The following is a 25,061-nucleotide window of genomic DNA, read 5'->3' as shown; positions in this document are numbered from 1 at the left end:
TGCCGGCCCGGGAGGCCGGCGGGGAAGACGACGATGTCGCAGATCGAGCCGGCCCGGAAATCCGTTCCCCCGAAACCACGGTCCACGACCGTGCTTTCCGGACGCACGAAGAAGTTCGGGACCGCAGCGACCCGCACCGCCATCCCGGACCCGAACGGCGCCCTCTACGCGGCCCGCCGCAAGATCCAGCCACAGGCCGTCCGGGGCACCTTCCGGACGGTGAAGTGGGCGATCCTCGCGGTCACCCTCGGCATCTACTACCTCGTGCCGTTCCTGCGCTGGGACCGCGGCCCCGGGGAACCTTCCCAGGCCGTGCTGCTCGACCTCGACCGAGGGCGATTCCATTTCTTCGCCATCGAGCTGTGGCCCCAGGACGTCACCTACGTCATGGGCCTGCTGATCCTGGCGGCCTTCACGCTGTTCCTGATGAACGCGGTCGCCGGACGCGTCTGGTGCGGATACCTCTGCCCACAGACCGTCTGGACCGACCTCTTCCTGGCGGTCGAGCGGCTCATCGAGGGGGATCGGCGGGAGCGCCTGAGGCTCGACGCGGCGCCCTGGTCGATGGAGAAGGTCCGCCTGCGCACCACGAAGCATGCCGTCTGGCTGCTGATCGCGTGGTGGACCGGGGGTGCGTGGGTCCTCTACTTCGCCGACGCGCCGACGCTGGTCGGCCAACTGGCGACCCTGCGGGCGCCGACCGCGGCTTACGTCGCCATCCTGACGCTCACGGCGACCACCTACCTGCTCGCAGGCCACATGCGGGAGCAGGTCTGCACCTACATGTGTCCCTGGCCGCGCATCCAGGGCTCGCTGACCGACGAGCACTCCCTGAACATCCTGTACCGCGTCGACCGCGGCGAGCCGCGGACCTCGGCCAAGAAGACAGCCGTCCTGCGCGCGGCCGGGCAACCCGCCGGCGGCTGCGTCGACTGCTTCGCATGCGTCACCGCTTGCCCGGCGGGGATCGACATCCGCGAAGGGCTTCAGATGGACTGCATCCAGTGCGGCCTATGCGTCGACGCCTGCGACACGGTGATGGGCAAGCTGGGTCGTCCGGCCGGGCTCATCGGCTACGACACCGAGGCCAACGTCCGATGCCGTGCAGAGGGCCGACCCACATCCCTGCGCATCGTCCGGCCGCGCACCGTCGTGTACGGCCTCCTCGTGGCCGGCGTGGGGGGCCTGATGCTCCAGAGCCTCGCCACGCGCAGCCTCACGGGCATGAGCGTCCTGCACGACCGTAACCCGCTCTTCGTCACCCTGTCCGACGGCACCATCCGCAACGGCTATACGGTCAGGCTCATCAATAAGCGGCCCGTCGAACGGCACCTCTCGCTCTCGGTCGAGGGCCTGCCCGATGCGCGCGTCGAGGTCGTCGGCGGCACGCCGGACCGCCTGCCCGTTCCGTCCGACGCCACGCAGGAGTTCCGCGTCCTCGTGTTCGCACCAGGGGGCGCCCGCCTCGGCCCATCGCTTCCCGTCGCCTTCCGGATCACGGACCCCGCCTCCGGCGAGGGCGCCGTCGCCACCGACCACTTCAAGGCACCCTGAACCCATGGACATCGCGCGCAAGCTCCCGACCGCCACGCGAGGACAGTTCCGGCTGACCGGGACCAAGGTCCTCGCGCTCTTCGCCGCCTTCTTCGGCACCATCGCGAGCGCCGACGCGATCCTCGTCGCGTCCGCGCTACGGACATGGTCGGGCCTTGAGGTAGCCTCGCCGTACCAAGCCAGCCAGCACTTCAACGAGGAGACCCGAACCGCCCGCCGGCACGAGGCGCAGGGCTGGCGGCTTGCCAGCCGGACGCATCGTGACGAGGCGGGAGGGTTGGAGCTCGCCGTCACCCTGCAGGCCACGGACGGATCCCCGCTCGCCGGACGACGCCTGCAAGCCCGTTTCGAGCGTCCGACCGACAAGCGGAGCGACCTTGGCGCCGACCTGACCGAGGCCGGGCCGGGCGAGTACGTCGCGCACCTCGCTTCCGTCGCCGCGGGGCAGTGGAACCTCGTCGTGGACGTGGTCGGCCGGGACGGCAGCGACTTCCGGCGCAGGAGCCGCCTCGTCCTGCCCTAGGCGCCACCTTGCAAGGATCACCGTCCATGTGCTGCACCGATATGGCGCTGGCCTACGTCGAGGCCCATGCGTCCTGGAACGAGACGAACACCAGGCCCACGCTCGCGCGTGATTACGCGACGTTCCTGTCGCGCGCGCCGGACGGGACGGCGAGTGCCGAGCTTGCCGTGGAAGGCGTGCGCTGCGCCGCCTGCATGGGCGCGATAGAGCGGGGCCTGGCGGATCTTGCCGGGGTCGCCAAGGCACGCCTCAACTTCACGGACCGGCGCCTCGCGGTGACCTGGCAGCCATCCGCCGAGCCGGACCTCGGCGCGGTGCTCGCTCGCCTGGAGACGCTGGGCTACAAGGCCCAGCCGTTCGATCCCCTGCGCCCGTCGGACGCCGACGCCGTCGAATCCCGGCGCCTGATCCGGGCGCTGGCCGTGGCCGGCTTCGCCTCCATGAACGTGATGCTTCTGGCCATCTCGGTCTGGGCGGGCAACGTCTCGGACATGCCTCCCGAGAACCGCGACCTCTTCCACTGGATACAGGCCCTCATCGCGCTGCCGGCGGCGGCGTACGCGGGACGCCCCTTCTACGAAGGCGCTTTCCGGGGCCTGCGCGCCGGGCGGGTGACGATGGACTTTCCCATAACCCTCGGCGTCGTCCTGACCCTCGCCATGTCCGTCATTGAAACCGCGTCGGGCGCCACGCACGCCTATTTCGACGGCGCCGTGATGCTCCTGTTCTTCCTTCTGATCGGGCGCGCCCTCGACCAGGCCATGCGCCGCCGAACGCGTGCGTTCGCGCAGAACATGGCCGCCCTGCGGAGCGAGACCGCCGCACGCATCGAGGCGGACGGCACCATCCGCGACGTCCCGGTCGCGGACCTCGCGCCAGGAGCGCGCGTGCTCGTCCGCCCCGGCGAGCGTGTCCCGGTGGACGGCACCGTCGAGCAGGGCACGACGGACCTCGACCAGAGCCTCGTCACCGGCGAGACCGCCTCCGTCACGGTCCGTGGCGGGGACAAGGTCTACGCGGGTGCCCTGAACGGCAGCGGCGCGCTCACGATCCATGTCAGCGCCGCGGCCGGCGCCACGCTCCTCGACGAGGTCGAGGGCCTGATGGGACGCGCGCTGGAGGCCCGCTCCCGCGCCTTGGTGCTCGCCGACAAGGCGACGCGCCTCTACGTGCCCCTGGTCCACACCGCTGCCGCCCTGACCCTCGTCGGTTGGCTCGCGGCGGGCGCCGGCTGGCACGCGGCGCTCCTCGACGCGGTCGCGGTCCTGATCGTGACCTGTCCCTGTGCGTTGGGACTGGCGATCCCGACCGTCCAGGTCGTCGCTGCGGGGGCCTTGTTCCGCGAGGGCGTGCTGCTCAACGACGGCACGGCCCTGGAACGCTTTGCCGAGGTCGATACCGTGGTGTTCGACAAGACCGGCACGCTCACCCTTCCCGAGCCGACGCTTTCCGGGATAGGCGACGAACCCGAGATCCCGTCGCAGGCCGCCCGATTGGCCCTGTCGAGCCGGCACCCGATGGCCGTTGCGCTCGCGCGGGCGGCCGGTGGCGCGATGCCGTATCCGGGAGCCGAGGAAGCGGCGGGTCTCGGCGTGCGGGCCACCGTCGACGGGATCGAGCTGCGGCTGGGGTCCCCGGCCTATTGCGGAGCCGCGCACGAGGCGGCGGCGGCCCTCGCCGCGCACCCGGACGCATCGGTGATCTGCTTCAGGGCGGGCGATAGCGGGCCGATGGCCTTTCCGGTGCGGCAGGCCCTACGCCCGGACGCAGCCAAGGTGGTGTCCGAGCTGAAGGACGCGGGGTACAGGGTCATGATCCTGTCGGGGGACCGCACCGAGGCCGTCGCATGCGTTGCAGGTCGGCTCGGCTTGGAGGATTGGGAAGCCGGCCTCTCGCCCCAGGACAAGATCGCCCGGATCGAGACGCTCGCCCGCGGGGGCCGTAGGGCTCTGATGGTGGGCGACGGGCTCAACGATGCGCCGGCCCTCGCCGCCGCCCATGCATCGCTCTCGCCCGTCACGGCGGCGCACGTCAGCCAGGCGGCGGCGGACGCCCTGTTCCTGGGGCGCGACCTCTCGCCGGTGCTTGCCGTCCTGGCCTTCGGCAAAGGGGCCAGGCGCCTCATGGTGCAGAACCTGTGGTTCTCCGCGGCGTACAACCTGCTCGCCGTCCCGCTCGCCGCCGCCGGCCAGGTGACGCCGCTGATCGCCGCGCTGGCGATGTCCGGCTCGTCGGTCATCGTCACGCTGAACGCGCTGCGCGCACGTCGCGCGCGCCTCGTCCGCCTCACCCGACCGGAACCGCGCGCCGCCGACATCGCGCCCGAAGCTCCTTCCGCGGTCCCGGCGGCATAGGAACGAGCGATGAACGTCCTCCTCCTCGTCATCCCCCTTGCCCTCGCGCTCGGAGGGCTCGGCCTGCTTGCATTCCTTTGGGCGCTCGGTTCCGGCCAGTACGAGGACATCGAGGGCGCCGAGTACCGAGTGCTCGACGAGGATTGAGGCAGCCATCCGGGGCGACCTGCGACTGTGACGCGAGAAGGCGTTCATCACGCCTGGATCGTCGCGGGCGTGGCGTCCCTCGCCATGCTCGCGGCATCGGCCGCCGCCGGAGTCGCGAGCATCCTGATGCTGCCCCTGCAGCGCGAGTTCGGCTGGGACATCGGCGCCGTCTCCTCCGCGGTCTCGGTTCGATGGCTCCTGTTCGGCGTCGCAGGCTTGCTGGCGGCACCATTGGTCGATGCTTGCGGCCTGCGCCGCGTGGTGCTGTCCGCCCTAGCACTGATCGCCGCCGGGCTCCTTGCATCGCTTGCGATGACGCGCACATGGCACCTCATCCTCCTCTGGGGCGTATTCGTCGGGGTCGGAAGCGGCCTCCTCTCGGTGACGCTCGGGATGATGGTGGCGACGCGTTGGTTTTCGGAGCGACGAGGCCTCGTCATCGGGGCCCTCGGCGGCGCCGCGACCATGGGGCAGTTGATCATGCTTCCGCCGCTCGCCGCGCTCGTTGAGACGTGCGGGTGGAGGGGATGCATCCTGGCCATATGCGGGCTGGTCGTGCTTGCAGCCGCAGCGGTCTCCGCGTTGGTGCCCGAGCGTCCCGAGGATATCGGGCTCCGGCCATTCGGCACGCGGGCGAACCCGGCGTCCGCCGCCGGCCCCGTACCTCTCCGCGACATGGCCTCGACATTCCACGAGACAGCGCGGTCGGGGGTGTTCTGGAGCTTGTTCGGCACGTTCGCCGTCTGCGGGGCGAGCACCGGTGGCCTGATCCAGGCCCACCTCGTCCCGCTCTGCGCTGACTATGCGGTCGTCCCCGGCCAAGCGACCGGTGTCCTCGCGCTGATAGGCCTGCTCGCCTTCGCCGGCACATCCATCTCCGGGTGGCTCTCCGACCGGTTCGACGCCGGCTGGCTGCTCTTTTGGTTCTATGGCCTACGCGGACTCTCCCTCGTCGCCCTGTCGTTCAGCGAGATCTCGTTCGCCGGCCTATCGCTTTTCGCCCTGCTCTACGGCCTGGACTGGACCGCGACCGTGCCGCCAACGGCAAGGCTCGTGGTCGCGCGCTTCGGCCCGCAACGGGCGGGCCTCGTATTCGGATGGGTATTCACCGGACACCAGCTCGGGGGTGCGGTGGCGGCCTTCGGGGCGGGTGCCGCGCGCATCGGGCTCGGGAGCTACCTACCCGCCCTCCTGGTCACCGGTTCCCTCTGCCTGATGGCCTCCGCAGCCATCCTGTCCCTGTCGACGAGGCTCGCTCCGACCGCGGCCGAGGCGAACGATGGACCTTGATAAACGCGCGACGCCCTGAAGCGCCTTTGCTTTCAGCGGACGCGCGGCCGGTCATCTTCCGAAGCATGCCGTTGCGGCGACGCAGCCCAGGCCCCCCGGCGTACCCAAGGTCCGACGGACCGGCGCCCTGCCGGCCGTAGGTCCTCACGATATTGTGATGACCCCTCATCGCACAGGATCGTCGGGATCGAAAGCAGCTCCGTGACTTCTCCCGTTAGGCCAACATGCAGGTGAGCGCCGGCATCGTTCGGGCCCGCTGGCTCCCTACGGAAGCAGGCATCCGGGGCCGGGGCGACGGCAATGTTGGGGCCGCTGTCCAATGGACCTGCGCAGGCCTCCCGTGGGAGGAGTGTTCCACCTTCCCCAGGCTGCAAAGCCACGCGGCATTCGAGACCTGGGCGGGACTTGGCTTGACCAGACTTCGGCTCGCACCACCGCAGGGCCGAATGCGCCGTCACGAAACAAGCTGTCCACAACCCATTGAGGATGAACGAATCCCTTCGGCTTAATCTATCTTGATGAGGCCTCGTCCCCTCGGGTAATTTAAAATCTGCGAGAAACCTGCGGGACGATTTTCCACCGAACCCGAGGTCCCCTGAGGCAGCTTGGCGGCGTCCGGGCAAGCGTGCCTGGCCTCCCGCCAACCCACCCAATTGAGCAGGTTCGAAGCAACGGGGATTGTGCCGAATGGTAGTAGTAGCGATAAAACCGTCGCTACCACTACCGCTACCTTATGGGAGAGGCTGCGAACCGCCGTTAACAACTGCCGATTGTGCTTCTACCCCCCCGGGGGCGGTGGCAATGGTAGACGGGAACATGGTCTTTGAGCCGCCGACGAGATCCAGGCCGAGGGCGGCTTCATCTCGCAGTCGACGGTGAGGACACGCCTGTTGCAAAATACCAGCCGGGGTGGCTCACCCCGTGACGTTGGTCCACTTCTCCTGGAATGAAAAGCGGACAGGACCTACGTGCCCGTACCCCCACGCGGATGGGTTCCGCCGGAGGTTTCGGCCCGCTTGGCCAGGGCGGCCGCCACGTTGTGGGCTGCGGCACAGAACGAGGCCGACCAAGCCTTTGAGAGAGACCGCGAGCGCTTCGAGATCATCCTGTGCGATGAGCGGGCCCTGCGCGCTGAGACGCTGGTCATGGCCGACGGGCTACTCGCTCAGGTCACGGCATTGGAAGCCGAGCTAGCCGAGACCCGGCGGCACCTGCAGGCCGTGCGAACCGACCATTTCTGGGACCGTGTCGTCCGCGACATCCATGCGATCCTACCGGCAGACGGCTCCATGAGTGTGAGAGAGATTGCGGATCGGCTCGGCGCCGACCTCGCGGAAGAGGCGAGAACCCACGAGGAGGAGTGGTCGCTCAAGGCCCTTCGCAAGAAGATCGAACAGCGGATCTTCCACAAACGACTTTTCGCGCGATCCGATCCAGAGCTGTACAGGCGAAGGCGTCCTCAGGACGACCTTCAACCCCGAATTGGCCATGCGCACGAGCCGGAAGTGAACCGCGCCGGGTTTCCCGGAGGCTCCAACTCTTGAGAGGATGGAGCCATGACGAAGCGAACCCCACCCTATTCCCCCGAGGTCCGTGCCCGCGCGGTGCGGATGGTCCTTGATCATCAGGGCGAGCATGCCTCGCAATGGGCGGCGATCAATTCGATCGCGGCCAAGATCGGCTGTTCGGGCGAGACGCTCCGGAACTGGATCCGGCAGTCCGAGCGGGACACGGGACAGCGGGGCGGCCCGAGCACGGACGAGCGCGAGCGGATCAAAGCGCTGGAGCGCGAGAACCGTGAACTGCGCCAAGCCAACGAGATCCTGAGGAAGGCGTCGGCGTATTTTGCCATGGCGGAGCTCGACCGCCGGTCGCGGACATGATCGCGTTCATCGACGACCATCGGGCCGTCTATGGGGTCGAGCCGATCTGCAGGGTGCTGCCGATCGCCCCGTCGACGTACCATGCCCATGCCGCGCGGCGTGCCGATCCCGGCAAGCTGCCTGCACGGGCCAGGAGCGATGCGGCGCTGATGGTCGAGATCCGGCGCGTGTTCGAGGCGAACTTCCGCGTCTACGGCGTGCGCAAGGTCTGGCGGCAGCTCGGCCGGGACGGGATCGTGGTGGCTCGGTGCACCGTGGCGCGGCTGATGCGGGCGATGGGACTGAAGGGTGTCGTGCGGGGCAAGACAGTCCGGACGACGATCCCCGATCCGGCCGCGGTGTACCCGCTCGACCGGGTCAACCGACAGTTCAAGGCACCGCGGCCCAACGCCCTGTGGGTCAGCGATTTCACCTACGTCGCGACCTGGTCTGGCTTCGTCTATGTGGCCTTCGTCATCGACGTCTTCGCCCGCCGCATCGTCGGCTGGCGGGTCTCCCGAACCGCCCATGCCGCCTTCGTGCTCGACGCTTTGGAGCAGGCCCTGCACGAGCGCCGTCCCCACCAGGGTGGTGGGCTCGTGCACCATAGCGATAGGGGCTCGCAATACCTGTCGATCCGCTACACCGAGCGGCTCGCCCAGGCCGGTGTCGAGCCTTCCGTCGGCAGCGTCGGCGACAGCTACGACAATGCCCTCGCCGAGACGATCAACGGGCTGTTCAAAGCCGAACTGATCCATCGGCGTGGACCATGGCGGTCGTTCGAGGCCGTCGAGTTCGCCACCCTCGAATGGGTCGACTGGTTCAACACCCGTCGTCTGCTCGAACCGATCGGGAATATCCCTCCCGCCGAGGCTGAAGCGCGCTACTATGCCCAGGCCGAGGTGCAAACCTTGGCAGCCTGAATCAAACCAAATGGCCTCCGGGAAACCCGGCGCGGTTCAGAAGCGCCTCCTGAAGCCGAGTGAGGGCGCGGTACGCAGACGGGTTCACGGTATCGCCCCGAGAGGGCAGTCAAGTGCGCCTGTTCCTCTGCGCTCACCCGCGCACCTTGCCATCGTGGCCTGAGCCCCAGACATTCCAGCAAGCCAACCGAAAGCGACTATACGATGGTCGGGGTGCATGTGCGTCCCGGCCATCGCCCATTCGGCGCACGAGCAGGCACAAAACCGCCACGCCAATCAGGTCTTGACATCAACCGGACGCCAAACCTGACCTTGCGTAAACGCAAGAAGCTCATTGCCCATCCACACCGTCGCCTCGTTGGTCGGTCCGTGTACGGCCCAGCGAGTACACTTGAACGCGGGTCACCCTGACAACTGCCCACCCGCAGCGGTGTCGACTCGACAGGCGCCCCGGCCTCTGCCATGTTGCCATTATGTTCCGAATGGGAGCGCAGGTTGGCGAAGGTATTCGTCTCTCACAAGCAGGAAGACTCTCAGCGCGCTTCACTAATTGCCACTCGTCTCCGGATGGGCTGCCTGGACGTATATATCGACGTCATCGACGCTCAGTTGATGAAGAGCGGACCCGATTTGGCAGATTATATACGGATGCGCCTCGACGAATGCTCGCAGCTACTCGCGGTGATCAGCCCTATCGCTCGGGCGTCGTAGTGGGTGCCATGGGAAGGTAATTACCCACCCCCTTGCGCGGGTTAGGTTTCGCTGATTCCCTGCCGGGATGGGTCGCATCGATCTTGAGCGGTTGAGCCGCGAGGAGCTGATCGAGCTGGTGCTGCGATTGCAGCGCCCTGCGAAGACCTCGCGCACCTCGTCGAAGCCTCCCGCGACGGACCGCAAGGAGCGGCGGGAGCAATCCAAGCCTGGCGGCGCCAAGCCTGGTCACGAAGGTCATAGCCGGGTGATGAGTGACGATCCCGATACGGTGATCGATCATCGTCCCGATCGGTGCTCATGCTGCGGCGGCGACCTGCACACCGCTCTTCCGACAGAGGTCGTCGGCGTTTCCGAGCGGATCGAACTTCCGGAGGTTGTTCCGGTGGTGACGCAGCATCGGCGACTGGCCGTGCATTGCCCGACCTGCGGGACGCGGGTGGCCGCAGCCGTGCCGGAGGCGGCGCGGGGAACACCCTTCGGCCCGCGGCTGCATGCTGTGGCGACGTATCTCAAGACCTTCCAGGCGCTGTCCTACGCGCGGTTGCAGGCGGCGCTCTCCGACCTCTTCGGGCTCACGCTCAGCCAGGGCGGGCTGATGAACTTGCTCCAGCGCGCGCAGAGGCGCTTCCGCTCCGGTCGCGACGAGGCTGTCTCGACCCTGCGTCGGGCCGCGGTGGTCGCCTCGGATGAGACCGGCGTGCGCATCGAGGGCAGTAACGCCTACCATTGGGTCTTCCACTCAGTCGACGCGGTGGTGCACACGGCCTCGCCGACGCGGGGGGCCATCGTGGTTCGGGAGATGATGGACGGCCACCGGCCCGCGGTGTGGATCTCGGACCGCTACACCGCCCAGCAGGGACACGCGGCCGCGCACCAGACCTGCCTCGCCCATCTCGCCCGCGATGTCGCCTACGCTGTCGACACCAGCGACGATCCTGTCCCCTGGCGCCTGCAGCTCTGGCTCCAATCCGTGTTCGCCCTGGCCGAGCGCGCCACCGATCTGGCCGCCTCGACGCTGGCCGCTAAACGCCGGAGCCTGGATCGGCAACTGGGCGCCATCCTCGCCACGCCGAGCCACTGCGACTTGACCCGCGACCTGCAGGCCAAGATCGGTCGGGCTCGCCATCAGCTCCTCGTCTTCCTGGCCCATCCCAGCGCGGTCGAACCGACCAACAACGGCTCCGAGCGGCTGCTGCGCCCATCCGTGATCCAGCGAAAGGTCACCAACGGCTACCGCGCGATGTGGGCCGCCGAGGGCGAAGCCGCCATCCGCACCGTCGTCGATACCGCACGCCTCACAGGCAGCAGCCCCTTCGGCACCATCCTCAAAACCGTCGGCGCCTGAACCCGGCTGTCACATTGGTGGGTAATTACATGGGAAATCGGGGTTGCCACGGAGAAGGGGCGCTTCCTGGCCTCCTTCGTTTCGGACGGTGCGACCGCACCTGAATTCCTCCAGAAATGGCCGTACCTGCAGAGCATGTCAGACTTGGATAAGTATATCTCGGAGTCTAAGCGCGCGCAGCTTCTCGTCGAGAACTACCGACGACAAGGGCAAGGGAGTACCGCGCAATCGCGCGGCTTCAGGTCCTTCCATAGCTCTCTAGAAACGTCGCTTGGACAGCGGCAAAGAACAGAATGACGGGAGGCAGCATTTGTCCACGAAGAAGATTGTCTTCGTCGCATTCGCGATGGAGGACGAACGACAGCGGGATTTTGTTAAAGGACAGTCGCTGCATCCGCGGGCGCCATATGAATTTATCGACCTATCTGTCAAGGAAGCCTACGAGACGGATTGGAAGGACAAAGTCCGCACGCGGATACGGCGTTGTCATGGGGTAATCGTGTTGGTCAGCAGGAACTCGTCGCAGTCGAGCGGCCAAAAGTGGGAGATCGCCTGCGCGAAGGAGGAGGGTAAGAAGATCATCGGCGTCTGGGCCTACGCCGGCGACCGGACCGAAATCGCCGGCGTGAGGACCGTTGCCTGGAGCGATGCCAACATCGCCGCCTTCATCGACTCGCTGTGAGGGCCGGATGCGGAAGGCCTTGATCATTGGCATCGACCACTACGACCGCCTCAAGCCGTTGAAGGGCTGCGTCGCCGATGCGACCGCCGTCGCCGGCGTCCTCGAAACCAACTGCGACCAGTCGGTGAACTTCACCACGCCGAGGCTCCTGACGGCGGCGGACAGAGGCAACCCGCTCGACCGTCGGCAATTACGCACGGAGGTCGAGGCCGTCTTCGCGGGCGATCCCGACGTGGCCCTGTTCTACTTCGCGGGCCACGGTTTCGTCGACGAGACTGGCGGCTTCCTCTGCGCCAGCGACAGCCAGGACGGCAACGACGGCCTCCCGCTTAGCGAAATCATGACGTTCGCCAGGCAGTCGAAGGCGAAGAACCGGATCATCATCCTTGATAGCTGTTACGGCGGCATAGCCGGGAACCGGGCGGGCGGCGGCGGCGTCGCCGAGATCGCCGAGGGGATGACCCTCCTGACCGCGTCGACCGAGAAGGAGTACGCGTATGAAGGTGGGAACGGCGCTCCCGGCGTGTTCACCAACCTGCTGGTCCACGCACTCGACGGAGCGGCCGCGAACCTCGTCGGGGACGTAACGCCGGGCAGCGTCTACGCCCACATCGACCAGTCGCTCGGACCGTGGGGCGGGCAGCGACCGGTGTTCAAGACCAACGTGAAGTCGTTCGTGTCGTTGCGAAGGGCCAAGCCTCCCATATCTCTCACCGATCTGAAAAAGCTCGCCACGCTCTTCCCGGCCCCCGGTCACAGGATCAAGCTCGATCCATCGTTCGAGCCGGAACGGGAACGGCCAGACACGGGGGTGGCGCCCGATCCTGCGAACACGGAGATCTTCGCCGTGCTCCAGAAATACGTGAAGGTGAACTTGGTCCGCCCGGTCGGGGCGCCCCACATGTGGCATGCCGCGATGGACAGTCAGAGTTGCGAACTGACCGTGCTCGGCGAGCACTACAGGCGACTGGTAGCCGAGAAGCTGATCTGACCGGGGGGCAGGCAATGACTCGCGACCGTGGGGATGACGAGGCGCTCATCGAGGAACTGGCGGCCATCGAACACGAGCGTTGGTCCCACTGGCAGCGTTACGTCCATGGCAAGTCGGCCCGCCAGTCGGACGGCTCGCTGGTACTCCCCGCCGAGTTGGTCGAGCGATGGGAACGCCAATTCGGCATGCGGTACGAGGACCTGCCCGAGGACGAGAAGGAAAGCGACCGGGAGCAGGTCCGGCGATATCTCCCGGTGCTGAAGCGCTGGTTTCAGGATGACGAAGAGAGGAGTGGGTGAAGTCGATGCCGGAAACTTTCGAGAGCGTGCGCGATCCGGTGCTGTCCCTTTTCCAGTCGGCGGTCGCGGAGGTCGCCGAACGCATCGACGCTAAGCCCTCCGGGCCGGGTGCACGGGGGTTGGAACGGTCGGCCTCGGCAACCTTCAATGATGAGGCGACCGCAATTGCGCGACGGGAGTACGGGCGCGACGAGGGAATCGGGTCAGGGCTGCGGCCTTCCTTGCCGGCGGCGCGGGATCTTTCCCCGGCCGATATGGGCAAGGTGTGCGTCGAGCTAGCCTTGCGCTACGTGAAGGCCCTCGCCAGTGGGAACCAGGTTGCGCTGGCCGAGGTCGAGGACGAATACAGGACCGGGACCTGCGACGTGGAATGGGTGACGACCCTGCGCGCTTACGCGGGGTATTTCGGTCCGGACGGGAAGCGGAAGCCGATCCCGTACGTCCGGCCCGCGCAGGCCGGTCCGGGGACGCACGAGATTAAGGCCGGTTCGCGCCTGGCGCTCGTAAGCGATTGGGGCACCGGCGCACGGCCGGCCACAGAGGTCTTGAGGTCCATTGCAGGGGAGCACCCGGACGTACTGGTCCACCTCGGAGACATCTATTACTCGGGGACCGGGAAGGAGTGCGAGGACAACTTCCTCCGCCCAGTGACGCGGGAGTTGCGGGCTAAACGACCGACCTTGGTGTACACGCTGTCCGGAAACCACGACATGTACTGCGGCGGGGTTGGATATTACGATCTGCTGCCGAAGCTGAACGAGGATACCCTCAAGCAGCGCGCGAGTTTCTTCTGCCTGCGCTCGACAGACGAGAGGTGGCAGTTTCTTGCCATGGATACTGGCCTGCACGACGACAATCCCCGCTCGATTGCCGACGCCCTGACGTACCTCGAAGACGACGAGCTGGAATGGCACTGCCAGCGGATCGAGGAGTTCAGAGGTCGGACCATACTCCTATCGCATCACCAGCCGTTCTCCGCGTTCTCGGCCATCGGCGCCAAGCCGGCGCAAGGCAAGCGGAAGGCGAGCAACCCCCACCTGATGCGTGCCTTCGAGCGCATGAACCGAGACGGCCGCGTGGCGGCCTGGTTCTGGGGCCACGAGCACTCGCTGGGGATCTACGAGCCGTTCTCCGGGATAAAAGTCGGTCGGTGCATCGGCCACGGCGCCGTCCCGGTGTCCGTCCTTGACGACATCTACAAGCCTATCGACGACCTTGAGCAGACGCCCGCCATCATTGAGGGCACGAGGCTTCAAACGCGCGGCGGAGTCTTCACCCATGGCTACGCCGTCCTCGACGTCGGGGTCAGCTCATGTCGGGCCCGATACCTGCAGGTCACCGATGCCGGCACGGAGGAAATATTCTCCGAAGAGATCTCATGACGTTCGGGTGAGGGACCATCGAGGGGCGGCGCCATGTCGTTGGCCCGGTGCAGCGCTGACGTCCGCATCCCTCGATCCATCGCGGAACTCACAATCAGGCTGGTCCTTGCCCGGTCCGGCGACAGGCGGAAGTTGATATGGCACATAGCTGGAAGCGTGACCGAGCGGCCGAACACATCGCCGCCAAGATCAAGGACGTGAAGAAGGTCGAGATCGTCGACTTCAAGCGCGAGATGTCGCTCGGCAACATCCCCACGGCGAAAGCCTATCGGATGGAGGCCGTGCATCTCTACGCGGACATCCTCAACCTCGATGACATGCTGAACTGCACGTCGAGCGAGGGGGAGACATGCCACAAGCGAACGCTCCGGTTCCTCGACCTGCACGGTCGAAGCGTGCGCCGCATCCTTAACAGGGCGGACGCGCTGCGCGTCGATTTCCATAACCAGCGGCTGCACGCCGTCGTTCACAAGCCCTACGATAGCGATGACGACGAGGACGGCAGCGCCGAAGGCCGGAGACTGCATCGCGCGATAGCCGTTGCACAGCTCGTCATCGACGTTTGCGCGGTCACAGGCGACGACGACGAGCATGTACCCGCTGCCAGGGTCAGGGTCGGAATCGACAGCGGTCTCGCCCTCGTCGTGAACAACGGCCGGAACGGCGGTCGCGAGCCCTTGTTCCTGGGGAATCCGGCAAACCATGCCGCGAAGTTCTCGGCGGCGGGGTCTGCGATCGGCATATTTCTGACGAACAACGCCCGACGCGCGATAGGCCTGCCGGAGGTCAAGGAGCCGTCCAAGACCAAGTTGACCACCAGCGAGGTCGCCCTGTCGCAGGCCGACGCCGAGCTCGGTCTTGACGTCGAGGACTTGGCGGAGGAATGGCGTACCGACGTCGCCAAGAACCCGCTTTCCAACTACGGCTTCTCGCGCCACACGCCACCGTTGCGCACCATCGACATCAGTGCCCTGACACCCTCCAACTCGCGGCGCCAGGAGGCAGTCTCCGTCTATGCCGACATCGATGGTTTTACGGCCTACGTGGCCCGCCACTTGGAAGCGGGGACGTCGGAGGATGTCGTGCGCGCCCTGCACGTCATCCGCGCTGAACTCGACCGGGTGCTGGGCGTGGACTTCGAGGGCCGTCGGGTCCGTTTCATTGGCGACTGTGTCCATGGCCTGCTGTGCGAGGGAACGGCGCAGACGACCGACGATGAGGGGACGGTGAGTACGGCCGTACTGTGCGCCGGGGCCCTTCGGAGCAGCTTCGAGCTCGCCCTGGAGAAGCTCAACGAGGAGGGGGTCGACGTGGAAAAGCGCGGGCTTGCGATAGGCATCGAGTTCGGCCCGATAGCCTTGACGCGGCTCGGTGCGCACGGGGACCGCTTGCGATGCTCGGTTAGCCGCGGCGTACTGGCATCGGAGTTTGAACAGAAGCGTTGCACGGGCACGCAGACGGCAATCGGGCAGGTCGCATACGACTCCGGGACGCAAGCCGTCAGGGACCTTTTCGGTCCGTCCCGGCGCTTCGACGGCCTCGACTACAACGAGGCGGTGGAGGGACTTGCGGCCGACGGCGACCGGACCGCCAAGGCCATCAAGGCGGAGGCGTTCGCCGCCGCGGCGCCGGCGGTCAAAAGGGCTTCCGACCAAGTGGTCACACCCTACGTCGAGGTCGGCGGGGAATGACGCAGCCGGCGGTCGAAATCCTGGCGTCGGCAGCCTCGGCATATGGGATCACGCCGCTTCCCTCGATTCATGGTCGCCTACGCGCCGCCGTGCCCGTCCTGATGACGGACGGGAGCCTCCACGGCTACGAACTTGAGGTCCAGGAGAGCGGCGGGCGGCCTTATGTTCGGGAGGCGACCCTAGGGGCTCGTCTCCCGGCGTTCTGCCCGATGCGGCATATCAATTCCGATGGGTCGTTCTGCCTAAACTGGGAGCCCTACGAGAGCCTAGCGCTTGAAGCCACCGCGGACGGCGCGACATGGTGGGGAGCCGTGTTGCAGTTCCTGCGCCTGCAGGAACGGGCGCGGCGCCTGCGCCGATGGCCGGACCGTCGCGAATGGGCCCATGGCGGCGCTGCCGTACACCAGCGCAAGGCGCTCGAAGCGGCCGCGGCGGTCTCGCCCCGGCTGCGCGATCGGCTGTTCCACGGACGCGTGGCCACGGTTCGGTCAAAAGGGTGTTCATCTCGGGGGAGCGCGGTTCGGTTGCAGGTCGACGGCCGGACGATGGCGCGCATCTTCGTCAAGCAACGTAGCCCGGCGACGCTTAGGCAAGCCTGCCCGTGCGGGCAGGACGAACGTCCCCTTACGCTCCGGCGATGCCGCGACCACGCCGGTCGCCTAGTCGAGATCGTCGGCGCGATGCAGGACACCGCCACCGCGGAGCGGTCGTTCTGGAAGTCATTCGAAGGCAAGGCTTGTTGCGGGACCATGGACGGGTGCCCGCTTGGCGTCGCCAAGCCTTGAAGCCCTAATGGATTGGACGCCCATTGAACAGTGCGGGTGACAGTTGAGAGGATGCGTCATGCTCGGACGGTTTCAGGGAGAACGGGGCCGGAAGCACCTCGTGGAGGAAATGGAACGACAGAGGCTTGTAACCGGAACGCCCGGCCTCGCCGAGGCGCTGGTTGATGTCGGGGAGCTCATGCCCGTCGCACTCGGGACCTCAATCATCGAACAGGGAGGCACTAACAACGACCTGTTCTTCATCGTGGTCGGGGACTTCGAGGTCGTGGTGAACGACCATCGCGTCAACGTGCGCGGCCGGGGTGACCAAGTCGGTGAAATGGCTGCCGTGGCGCCGTCTCAGGCACGTGCGGCGACCGTCACGGCGATCACTGAAGCCGTCGTCTTAAAGGTCGGTGAGGCGGCATTCTCCGCCGTCGCCGACCGGCACCCCGAGATTTGGCGACGCATGGCGCAGGAATTGGCGCGACGCCTGGAGCAACGGAACGCACTGATCCGACCTGCCAACGAGAAGCCGCGCGTCTTCCTGTTCTCGTCCTCGGAGGCTCTGCCGGTGGCGCGGGCCATCGAGAATGCACTCATGAACGACCCGTTCCTGACGGTCGTCTGGGCGAACGGCGTGTTCAAGGTAACGAACTACACGCTTGAGACGCTCGAAGAAGAGTTGATGCAATCCGATTTTGCGGTGGCAGTCGCCCATCCAGACGACAAGACCGAGGTTCGGGACGAGGAGTGGCCGACACCCCGGGACAACGTCGTTTTTGAGCTGGGCTTCTTCATGGGAAGCCTTGGACGCCAGCGCGCCGTCCTAATGGAGCCGAAAGGAGCGAAGTTGAAGCTCCCGAGCGACTTGGCCGGCATCACGACGATCAAGTACAACTTTAGGCCCGGAGCCGATGTCGGAGCCATGATGGGGCCAGCCTGCAACGCGTTGCGCGACCACATCATGCGCCTCGGGCGCAACGTCTGACACTCACTGGAGGCTTCCGAGCTAACCTCGCGCTCGTAGGCGGACGGCCCGACCGTTGATTTCGCGTCCGCCCCGTCGCGGCTCTATGGCTGCAAGCCACCCCCCGTCGCTCGGCGCTCAATGATCCCCTTCGACGGTATCGCGTGAGCGGACGCAGCTTGTGACGTGCGTGTCCGCCCACGATCATAGCTGACACGCCGATTCGCTGGCCGACGCTCGGCGCACGAGTAAACCGTCGAGGAACGTATGGCACGGCAACTGCTCTTGGCTGGTTTGTGGAGCGGGTCCGCCCCGGTCTGCGCAATCGATGCGCCGATGGACCTCCCGGCGATGAAGGAGCGCCTCACCCGCTTCCGCGCATGTGAACTCGCAGAACGGGGCCTTTGGCTGACCTGGCCCATCGACGACCGGCCGGAACCTGGTCGGGACGGTGTGCCCGACGCGCCCGGTCTCCGGGTCTGGGCTTGCGATTTTGTCGAAGCCGACCCGTACGCGGCGGCCGCCGGGCGGCCCTTCGACGCCGAGTTGATGCTCGGCGACGAAGTCTCGCTGGAACGCACCGCCGTCGTGTTGATGGGCCTGCTCATCGACCGAAGGCCGGATGCCTAGCAAACCAGGCGTCGACCTTGTCCTCCCTGTAGTCGTGTAGCCTCTGCGGCTCGGGCCCTTCCAGGAAGGCGCCCGACACCGGCACGATCTCCAGGTCGATGAAGTCTGCACCGGCCGGGGCGACGCCCTCGCGGTTGTACCGGAAGCGGCCGCGCGAGATGGTCGCGCCCTGCTCCGGCTAGGGTCAGTCGGCCCCGGCCGCCTCGCTGTGGCTCACCAAGAACCGGTACCAGTGATCGCGGGGCCGGTGAGTATGGGTCTTCATTGCATCGTCGGGCGAGAACTGGTCCAGCAACGCGAGGACGATGGGGATCTCAGCGTCGGCGAGGCCGACGTAGGACTAGATGTTCAATTCGAGTGATAGCTCCAGCCGGGCAACGAATTCCTCGACGGCGAGCGCGGGGGCCCAGGTACTAAGATGCAGGAGGTGGCGACGCCAGTTCGCATGGAACCTCGCCTGTCGCTGGATGCGGGCCAAGGAAACGGGGTCGAGCGCTCGAAGGTTCTCGAACGGGGCCGCGGCGGCATCGATGGTGGGACAGTCAGCGCCGCGGGCATGCGCGAAGTGTGCCGTTCTCGCCAGGGCCGCTTGCGCCCGAATTGATAGGATACCGTTGCAAACGGGGCAGGCGAAGACGTCCACGAGTGGACTAGGTCCGTACTCCTGTAGGGCCTGCCCGATGGTTATCTCGTTCCGTCCGGGAAGTTGCAGGCACACGCGCATCGTTCGTCATCACGCCGTCTTGTCGGCGTCGGGCCTGTCCCGCCGCTTCCGCACAACGAGCGGTGATCCCGTTCTTGGATGGCGGCAAGGACGCGCTGACGCGTCCAGACGTGCCCCCCTGGGTTTTCATGCGGGAGGGTGAGTCGAAGGTATTCGGCGGCCAGAATCTTCCGCGTCGACCAGGACTACGAGTCACGACGTTGGAAAGGGCGTCGTTTGCGAAGGGCCGGGGTCGTTCATCGCGGGGACTTCATGCGGAGCGCGCGCCGCGGCGACGAAGGATGACGGCGAGGGATACGAGGAACACGCAGCCCAGGACGATCCACGGCAGCTTCGATGCAGCCTCCCACTTCGGCCCTGCGCTCCATCGGCCATGGTAGTGGTATCGGCAAGTGGTGTTGAACGCCCCGCTGCAGCCGCCGGTCTCTTCGCCGCGATGCCAGACGATGTTGAAATCAGGGTTTTCAGCCTCAAGTCGCCTCTGTTCCGGCGGGACATCGTCCTTCTCGACCTGTTCCCATGTGGACCCAGAGCCGTGGACCACCTCGAACGGCGGGAGCGTGTTCAGAGGGCGGGGTCCGCACAGGTAGAACGCGCGGCAAGCCTTCGCGGCGGCGTCGGGCAGGAGCGCGAGCCTTTCGAGGCCTCCCGTGAGGAGGCCGATTACGGACACGGCCAGGAACATTCAGGCGTAGAGGCGGGCGCCGCCCGGGGGTGTCTCAGCCGGCAACCGCGAGGGTGCGTCTTCAGGCATGGAGGGCATCGTCTCATGGTAGGAAAGCTTTGCTTACACAGCTTCCGCACCGGGCTCAAAGCCGTTCGTTAGAACTCCCGAGCCGGACAATTCCAGGCACGAGGCCGGCGGCGGCGCCCGGGACAACGCGGGGGGACAGAGGCCGGCCTGGCAAGGCGGCCACGGGCGACGACCCCCGTCTGCGGTCCGGCGCCGGTGCCACATCGGAGAGAAACCTTCGGGAAACCGGCGGGATGTCCCGCTCTCACGCCCTACGCCTTGTTTGCGGATAGGGCTATCGGGATGCGATCCGAGAGAGCCTAGCCTAAGGTAGCGTTTACACTTCGGTATCGCTGGAGACTATATTCCAGTTCCTCGCCGATACGGCTTTCCGGTTCAGCCCTAGATCCATGCGTACGCCCCTGCCCACCGAGACCGACTGCGCGGACGCGGCGCATGCAGCCGCCCCCCTAGGCGGGTCATCCGAAGCTTTCCTCGACGCCATCTGTCGAACCGGGCGGACGATGTTCGACGTCCCGACCTGCCTGATTTCACTCGATGCGCGACACGAGCGAAGCGGCGAGGCCGAGTACGGGTCCGTTTCGGGCACGTGGTCCCTGCGGACACCCTTGTGCGGGCACGCAATCCTGTCCGACGAGATCATGGTCGTGGAGGATGCGATCCGGGATGCCCGGTTTTCCGCGGATCCCCAGGTGTTGGCCGAGCCGGGCATACGGTTCTATGCGGGCGCGCCGGTCTTCCTACGGCCTGGGGTATGCGCCGGCGTCCTCTGCCTCGTCGATACCGCGACGCGCACCTTCCCCGAGCGGCAGCGCGAGCAGCTCCGTGACCTTGCCCGCATCGTCGCCGCGCACCTGGACCTGACGAACGCGACGGCGGTCGGCGAAGCCGGTTCGGGCGAGCGCATGCACTCGGGCCGAGCCCTCCCGGGAAGCGAGGCGACCTACCGCCTCTTGGTCGAAGGCGTTCGCGACTACGGGATCTACATGCTCGATCCGGCGGGAACGGTGATGAACTGGAATGACGGCGCGCAGCGGATCAAGGGCTACGCCGCCGAGGAGATCGTCGGTGCACATTTCTCCTGCTTCTTCACCGAGGAGGAGCGCGAACGCGGCGCGCCGCAGGGTGCCCTCGACACGGCGCGGCACCAAGGCGTTTTCAAGGACGAGGGATGGCGCGTCCGCAAGAACGGCCAGCGCTTCTGGGCGAGCGTCGTGCTTCACCCGATCCGGGACGAGGCAGGCGGGCTGCTGGGTTTTACCAAGATCACGCGGGACGCGACGCGCAAGCGTGCCGCCGAGGAAGCCCTGCAGGCGAGTGAGGCCCGCTATCGCCTCCTGGCGGAGAACACCTCCGACGTCATCATCCGCTGCGATCTCGACACCACCCGGCGCTACGTGTCACCCGCGGCCGTGCGCGTCCTCGGCTTCATGCCGGAGGAGATGCTCGGCGTCCGCCCCATCGATTGCGTCCACCCGGACGATGCCGAGGCATACCGGGCCGTGCTCGACGGCCTGACGGCGGCACGGACGGAACGCGCCGTGAGCCAGCAACGCTACCGCCGCAAGGACGGCACCTGGCTCTGGACCGAGGTCTCCTTCACGCTGATCCGCCATCCCGTCGACGGTCGCGCCACCGGCTACGTGGCCGCCTTGCGCGACATCGACGCCCGCAAGCGGGCCGAGCTTGCCGCGGCCGAGAGCGAGGCCCGCTATCGCGAGGTTGTCGAGACGGCGCACAACGCCATCCTGGCCCAGCTCGCCGAGGGCGTCATCGTCACCGACGCCACGGGCCGGATCACCCTCGTGAACGAGGCCGCCGCCGCGATCCACGGCGTGGCGCGCCTCGACGTCGTGCCGGACCACTACAGCGAGTCCTATCATCTCTACACGGAGAGCGGGGAGCCCTACGCCGCCCACGACCTACCGCTGGCGCGGGCGGTACGCGGCGAGACGGTGCGGGACGCCCGCTGGCGGGTGCGGCGGCCGGACGGCGTCGAGGTCCTGGCAATCGGCTCGGCCCGGCCCCTGGTCGGACGCGACGGCCGGTCGGTGGGCGCCGTCCTGACCATGCGCGACGACACCGCCCGGGACGCCGCCGAACGCTCCCTGCGCGACAGCGAGGCGGCCCTGCGCGAGCTCAACGCGACGCTGAGCGACCGCGTCGCCGCCCGGACCCGGGATGCCGAGGCCGCGCGTCTGGAGGCGGAGCGCGCGAGCGCGGCCAAGACGGAGTTCCTGGCATCCATGAGCCACGAGATCCGGACGCCCCTCAACGCCATCATCGGCTTCACCGACCTTATGGTCGGTTCCGGCCGGCTCCAGCCCGACCTTCAGCGGCAGGCCGAGCTGGTGCGCACTTCCGGGGCTGCCCTGCTCACGGTGGTCAACGACATCCTCGACTTCTCCAAGGTCGAGGCCGGCGCCATCGAGCTCGACCGGCAGGATTTCGCTCCCTACGCCTTGATCGACAGCTGCCTGAACATCGTCCGCGGCTCGGCCGAAGGGAAGGGCCTGGCGATCCGGGCCGAGATTGATCCGGCGGTTCCACGTCACGTGTTCGGCGACGAGGCACGCCTGCGGCAGGTGCTGCTGAACCTCCTCAACAACGCGATCAAGTTCACGCATCGCGGCGGCGTCACTTTAACCGTGAAACATGTAGGCACCGGCCCGACCGGCGAGAGGCTGCATTTCGGCGTCGTGGACACCGGCATCGGAATCGCGAAGGGCAAGCAGGACCGGCTGTTCAAGCGCTTCAGCCAGGTCGAAGGCTCAATCGAGCGGGATTTCGGCGGTACCGGCCTCGGCCTGGCCATCTGCAAGCAGCTCATCGACCTCATGGGCGGCGAGATCGGCCTTCTCTCGGCGGAGGGTGCCGGCGCGACGTTCTGGTTCTCGCTGATGCTGCCGCCGGGTGCCGCCGGACGGCCGCCGACGCTGGCAAGGCCCGCGCCGGAACCGCACCGGATTGGACGCATCCTGGTCGCCGAGGACAATCCGATCAACCAGGAGCTTGCCCGCGCGGTCCTTGAGGCAGGCGGCTACGCGGTCGAGGTGGTTCCGGACGGCAGGGCCGCCGTTCGCGCCCTGGAGCGGATGCCGTTCGACCTTGTGCTGATGGACGTGCAGATGTCCGGCATGGACGGCCTCGCGGCGACCCGCCTCATCCGCTCGCTGGACGCGCCCGCCGCCACGATGCCGATCATCGCCATGACGGCCAACGTCCTTCCTGAGCAGGTGCGGATGTTTCGGGAGGCCGGGATGGACGATCACGTCGGCAAGCCGTTCAAACGCGCCGACCTCTATCGGATGATCGACCATTGGCTGTCGCGGAAACCGGATGCGAACGCGTCATGGCGGACGGAGGCGGCGAACGATCCCGGCTTCCTCGACCGGACGGCCTTCGACGAGGTCACCGCCCTGATCGGTGCCGCGCGTGCGAAGGGCATCCTTGAGGCACTCGCAGAGGAGTTGGGCTCGCTTTTCCTCGGCGAAGGCACGACCCTGGCCGAGAGGGATTTGATCCGGTTCCAGGCGCACAGCTGCGTGTCCTCGGCCGGGACCCTTGGTTTCCTTGCGCTGTCGTCGGCTTGCCATGCACTTGAGTGCTGCAACGAGCAGCGGATCGCACAGGAAGGATTGGGCACATTCCAGCGGTCTCTCAAGGAAGCCCAGGTGCTGGCACGCCGTGTGGCAAGGCATGCCATGAAGCTTGCGGCGAGCCGGGATGTTACCGCAGCCAAGGTCCGTCGATACGCATAGCGGAGGTTCTCCTCCGCCAAGTGGACCCACCTCCTGCGGGTTTGGGCGTCATCCTCGCGCAAGCGGCGCAACATGCCGCCGAGGCATTACCGGTAATCGGGGCTGCGTCCGTACCCCGACGCCGTTCACGGCATGGCCCCGTCCCCCCACAGGTCCCCGGCCATGCCTCCGGCCCTGAGGATCTCCTCGGCGGCCGCGGTGAGGGCCCGGTCCGGCCCCGGCTGGCGCAGGTAGGTGGCGAGATCGCGCGACCGCCGCTCCAGGGGATGCGGGTGCAAAAAACCCTGCAGCCCGACCGAGCGCTGAGCGAGCTGCAGTACGTTGAGCCCAGCCCGTTCGACGGCGAGCCGTGCCAAGTTGACGAGGGCAACGACGCGCTCCGTCGACAGGACGCCATCGGATACCGCTCCCGCAGCGCGTTCCACCCAAAGCCTGGCGCCTTCGACCGCGATGGCACCCTCGCCGAGGCGCGCGAGTTGGTGCGGGTCGCCGCCGCGGCCGGTCGCGGCGAGATGCCCCCGCCAGGCATCGAATACGGATTCGATGCCGCCGAGCTGCACCGCCGCGAACCGCCACGCGCCGCCCGAGAAGTCCGGCTGGCGGAAGTAATCGTCCGGGTCGCCCAGGATGTTCTCCGCCGTGACGGTGATGCCGGCGAAGTCGAGTGTGCCGGTGGCCGAGGCGCGCATGCCATGGGGCTGCCACGCGGACAGGTCCGCCCGGCTCCCAGGCGTCAGCGGCACGACCAGCATCACTGTGCCGCTTCCGCCCGGACCACGACCTGTCACAAGGGCACGGGTGACGTGGCCCGCTCCCGAGGCGAAGGTCTTCGCACCTGTCAGTCGCAGCCCGTCAGCGCCGTCCTCCAGGACGAGGCCGCCACCATGCGGCTCGGTATTCCAGACGCCGAACAGGTGGCCGTCGCGTGCGTCGGCGAACAGCCGTTCCCGCTGCGCGGGCGTGCCGTAGCGGGCGACGAGCTGCAACGCGTTGACATGTCCCTCGTAGAGCCGCCCGAGCGCCAGGCTGCCGTAGCCCACCAGTCGCAGCACCGCCGCGAGCCTACGGCCGCCCGGCTCCTCGCCGAGGCCGGCGCCGCCCGCCAAGGACGGGATAGGCGCTGCCAGAAGGCCCAGGCAGCCGAGGTCGGCGACGTCCTCGGTCGGGAAGCCGCCGTCGCGGTCGTGGGCCTCCGCTCGCGTCGCGGCGGTCTCCGCCACTTGCCGGGCGGCGGCGATGGCATCGTAGGACAAGGCGAGCGGGGTCACTTGATCCATATGCGTTCCCCCTCGAACCACCGCGGTGCTCCCCTCCGCCCAGTCATATTCGATCCTGCCATGATGCCGAGCTCAGCCGTAGGGCGACATATGGTCCCCGAACCCACCGGCTGTGCACCCGGCGCATCGGGTCCGCGCCAGATCCGGTCATCGACCTCTGCCACACCGGCAGCCTGGAAGCGGACCTGCCTAGGGACTGAAACGGATCGGGACGCGTCCGTCCGCTCGTCGGCCGGAGTGGGTGGGGTTCTGCCTGTCCGCTTACGGGAGACAAAACCAAATGGGCGGACATTCATTCCCAAGATAGCGTCGGAACGCTTTGCGCCAGAAGCGGGAACTAGCCTTGCTTCCGGAAGCGGACCTCGGTTCAGGGTCAGTTTTCCCAATAAGCTGGGCGCGAACCACCTGTGCGCTCCGAAGCGCA

The 25,061-nt window shown here is 67.1% G+C and carries 20 protein-coding genes, 1 pseudogene and 1 other annotated feature; of the genes and pseudogenes, 19 read left to right on the top strand and 2 right to left on the bottom strand.

The features are described from left to right. Positions 1-33 precede the first annotated feature (33 nt). The 18 genes and pseudogenes from ccoG to OF380_RS26210 all read left to right on the top strand — a co-directional run bounded on the left by ccoG (position 34) and on the right by OF380_RS26210 (position 18,121). A complete protein-coding gene (gene ccoG, locus OF380_RS26290; RefSeq protein ID WP_264048576.1) occupies positions 34-1,554 on the top strand; it encodes a cytochrome c oxidase accessory protein CcoG in 1,521 nt (506 codons plus the stop codon). A gap of 4 nt (positions 1,555-1,558) precedes the next feature. After that, on the top strand, positions 1,559-2,077 hold the full coding sequence (locus OF380_RS26285) for a FixH family protein (protein ID WP_264048575.1): 519 nt from the start codon (positions 1,559-1,561) through the stop codon (positions 2,075-2,077). Between the two features lie 26 nt (positions 2,078-2,103). Beyond that, complete coding sequence (locus OF380_RS26280) at positions 2,104-4,431, top strand: heavy metal translocating P-type ATPase (protein ID WP_264048574.1); 2,328 nt, start codon at positions 2,104-2,106, stop codon at positions 4,429-4,431. 9 nt (positions 4,432-4,440) lie between these two features. Then, positions 4,441-4,578: a cbb3-type cytochrome oxidase assembly protein CcoS gene (ccoS, locus tag OF380_RS26275; protein ID WP_264048573.1), complete on the top strand. Its 138-nt coding sequence runs from the start codon at positions 4,441-4,443 to the stop codon at positions 4,576-4,578. Between the two features lie 69 nt (positions 4,579-4,647). Continuing rightward, a complete protein-coding gene (locus tag OF380_RS26270; RefSeq protein WP_264048572.1) occupies positions 4,648-5,868 on the top strand; it encodes an MFS transporter in 1,221 nt (406 codons plus the stop codon). 1,016 nt (positions 5,869-6,884) lie between these two features. Beyond that, a complete protein-coding gene (locus OF380_RS26265) occupies positions 6,885-7,412 on the top strand; it encodes a hypothetical protein (RefSeq protein WP_264048571.1) in 528 nt (175 codons plus the stop codon). A 12-nt stretch (positions 7,413-7,424) separates the two neighbouring features. Next, positions 7,425-8,653 (top strand): IS3 family transposase gene (locus OF380_RS26260; protein ID WP_264045157.1). Its coding sequence is split into 2 segments (ribosomal slippage): positions 7,425-7,713 and positions 7,713-8,653, totalling 1,230 coding nucleotides; the frame shifts between segments, so codons are not numbered across the junction. Beyond that, positions 7,706-7,822: a sequence feature (AL1L pseudoknot), on the top strand. Its footprint overlaps the gene before it by 117 nt. Positions 8,654-9,115: 462 nt before the next feature. Beyond that, positions 9,116-9,364 (top strand): toll/interleukin-1 receptor domain-containing protein, encoded by a 249-nt coding sequence (locus OF380_RS26255; protein ID WP_264048570.1) that lies wholly within the window; start codon positions 9,116-9,118, stop codon positions 9,362-9,364. Positions 9,365-9,431: 67 nt separating this feature from the next. Then, complete coding sequence (tnpC, locus tag OF380_RS26250) at positions 9,432-10,712, top strand: IS66 family transposase (RefSeq protein ID WP_264048569.1); 1,281 nt, start codon at positions 9,432-9,434, stop codon at positions 10,710-10,712. Positions 10,713-10,983: 271 nt separating this feature from the next. Next, a complete protein-coding gene (locus OF380_RS26245) occupies positions 10,984-11,394 on the top strand; it encodes a TIR domain-containing protein (RefSeq protein WP_449817912.1) in 411 nt (136 codons plus the stop codon). Positions 11,395-11,401: 7 nt separating this feature from the next. Next, positions 11,402-12,385 (top strand): caspase family protein, encoded by a 984-nt coding sequence (locus tag OF380_RS26240; protein ID WP_264048568.1) that lies wholly within the window; start codon positions 11,402-11,404, stop codon positions 12,383-12,385. 14 nt (positions 12,386-12,399) lie between these two features. Further along, positions 12,400-12,684 (top strand): hypothetical protein, encoded by a 285-nt coding sequence (locus tag OF380_RS26235; RefSeq protein ID WP_264048567.1) that lies wholly within the window; start codon positions 12,400-12,402, stop codon positions 12,682-12,684. Between the two features lie 5 nt (positions 12,685-12,689). Then, entirely contained in the window at positions 12,690-14,066 is a 1,377-nt protein-coding gene (locus OF380_RS26230) for a metallophosphoesterase family protein (protein ID WP_264048566.1), read from the top strand. A 137-nt stretch (positions 14,067-14,203) separates the two neighbouring features. Beyond that, entirely contained in the window at positions 14,204-15,757 is a 1,554-nt protein-coding gene (locus tag OF380_RS26225) for a nucleotidyl cyclase domain-containing protein (RefSeq protein ID WP_264048565.1), read from the top strand. After that, positions 15,754-16,062: pseudogene (locus OF380_RS28850) on the top strand (E2 domain-containing protein); the annotation flags it as partial. The gene OF380_RS26225 and the pseudogene OF380_RS28850, both read left to right, overlap by 4 nt. A 9-nt stretch (positions 16,063-16,071) precedes the next feature. Continuing rightward, positions 16,072-16,542 (top strand): E2 domain-associated cysteine-rich protein, encoded by a 471-nt coding sequence (locus OF380_RS26220; RefSeq protein WP_264048564.1) that lies wholly within the window; start codon positions 16,072-16,074, stop codon positions 16,540-16,542. 58 nt (positions 16,543-16,600) lie between these two features. After that, positions 16,601-17,512, top strand: coding sequence for a TIR domain-containing protein (locus OF380_RS26215; RefSeq protein ID WP_264048563.1), 912 nt, complete (start codon positions 16,601-16,603; stop codon positions 17,510-17,512). Between the two features lie 330 nt (positions 17,513-17,842). After that, the gene (locus OF380_RS26210; protein ID WP_264048562.1) at positions 17,843-18,121 is read left to right on the top strand and encodes a hypothetical protein; all 279 of its coding nucleotides are present in this window, start codon (positions 17,843-17,845) and stop codon (positions 18,119-18,121) included. A gap of 974 nt (positions 18,122-19,095) precedes the next feature. Here the strand turns inward: OF380_RS26210 and OF380_RS26205 are convergent. Next, positions 19,096-19,530, bottom strand: coding sequence for a hypothetical protein (locus tag OF380_RS26205; RefSeq protein WP_264048561.1), 435 nt, complete (start codon positions 19,528-19,530; stop codon positions 19,096-19,098). A gap of 458 nt (positions 19,531-19,988) precedes the next feature. On the opposite strand from OF380_RS26205, the gene OF380_RS26200 reads away from it, so the two are divergent. Further along, the gene (locus OF380_RS26200) at positions 19,989-23,360 is read left to right on the top strand and encodes a PAS domain S-box protein (RefSeq protein ID WP_318784348.1); all 3,372 of its coding nucleotides are present in this window, start codon (positions 19,989-19,991) and stop codon (positions 23,358-23,360) included. A 125-nt stretch (positions 23,361-23,485) separates the two neighbouring features. Here OF380_RS26200 and OF380_RS26195 read toward each other — a convergent pair whose 3' ends face one another. Further along, positions 23,486-24,637 (bottom strand): acyl-CoA dehydrogenase family protein, encoded by a 1,152-nt coding sequence (locus tag OF380_RS26195; RefSeq protein ID WP_264048559.1) that lies wholly within the window; start codon positions 24,635-24,637, stop codon positions 23,486-23,488. Positions 24,638-25,061 lie beyond the last annotated feature (424 nt).

It is taken from the genome of Methylobacterium sp. FF17, from assembly GCF_025813715.1.
In the GTDB taxonomy this organism is placed as follows: Bacteria; Pseudomonadota; Alphaproteobacteria; order Rhizobiales; family Beijerinckiaceae; genus Methylobacterium; species Methylobacterium flocculans.
This window is presented reverse-complemented; position numbering and strand designations above follow the sequence as displayed.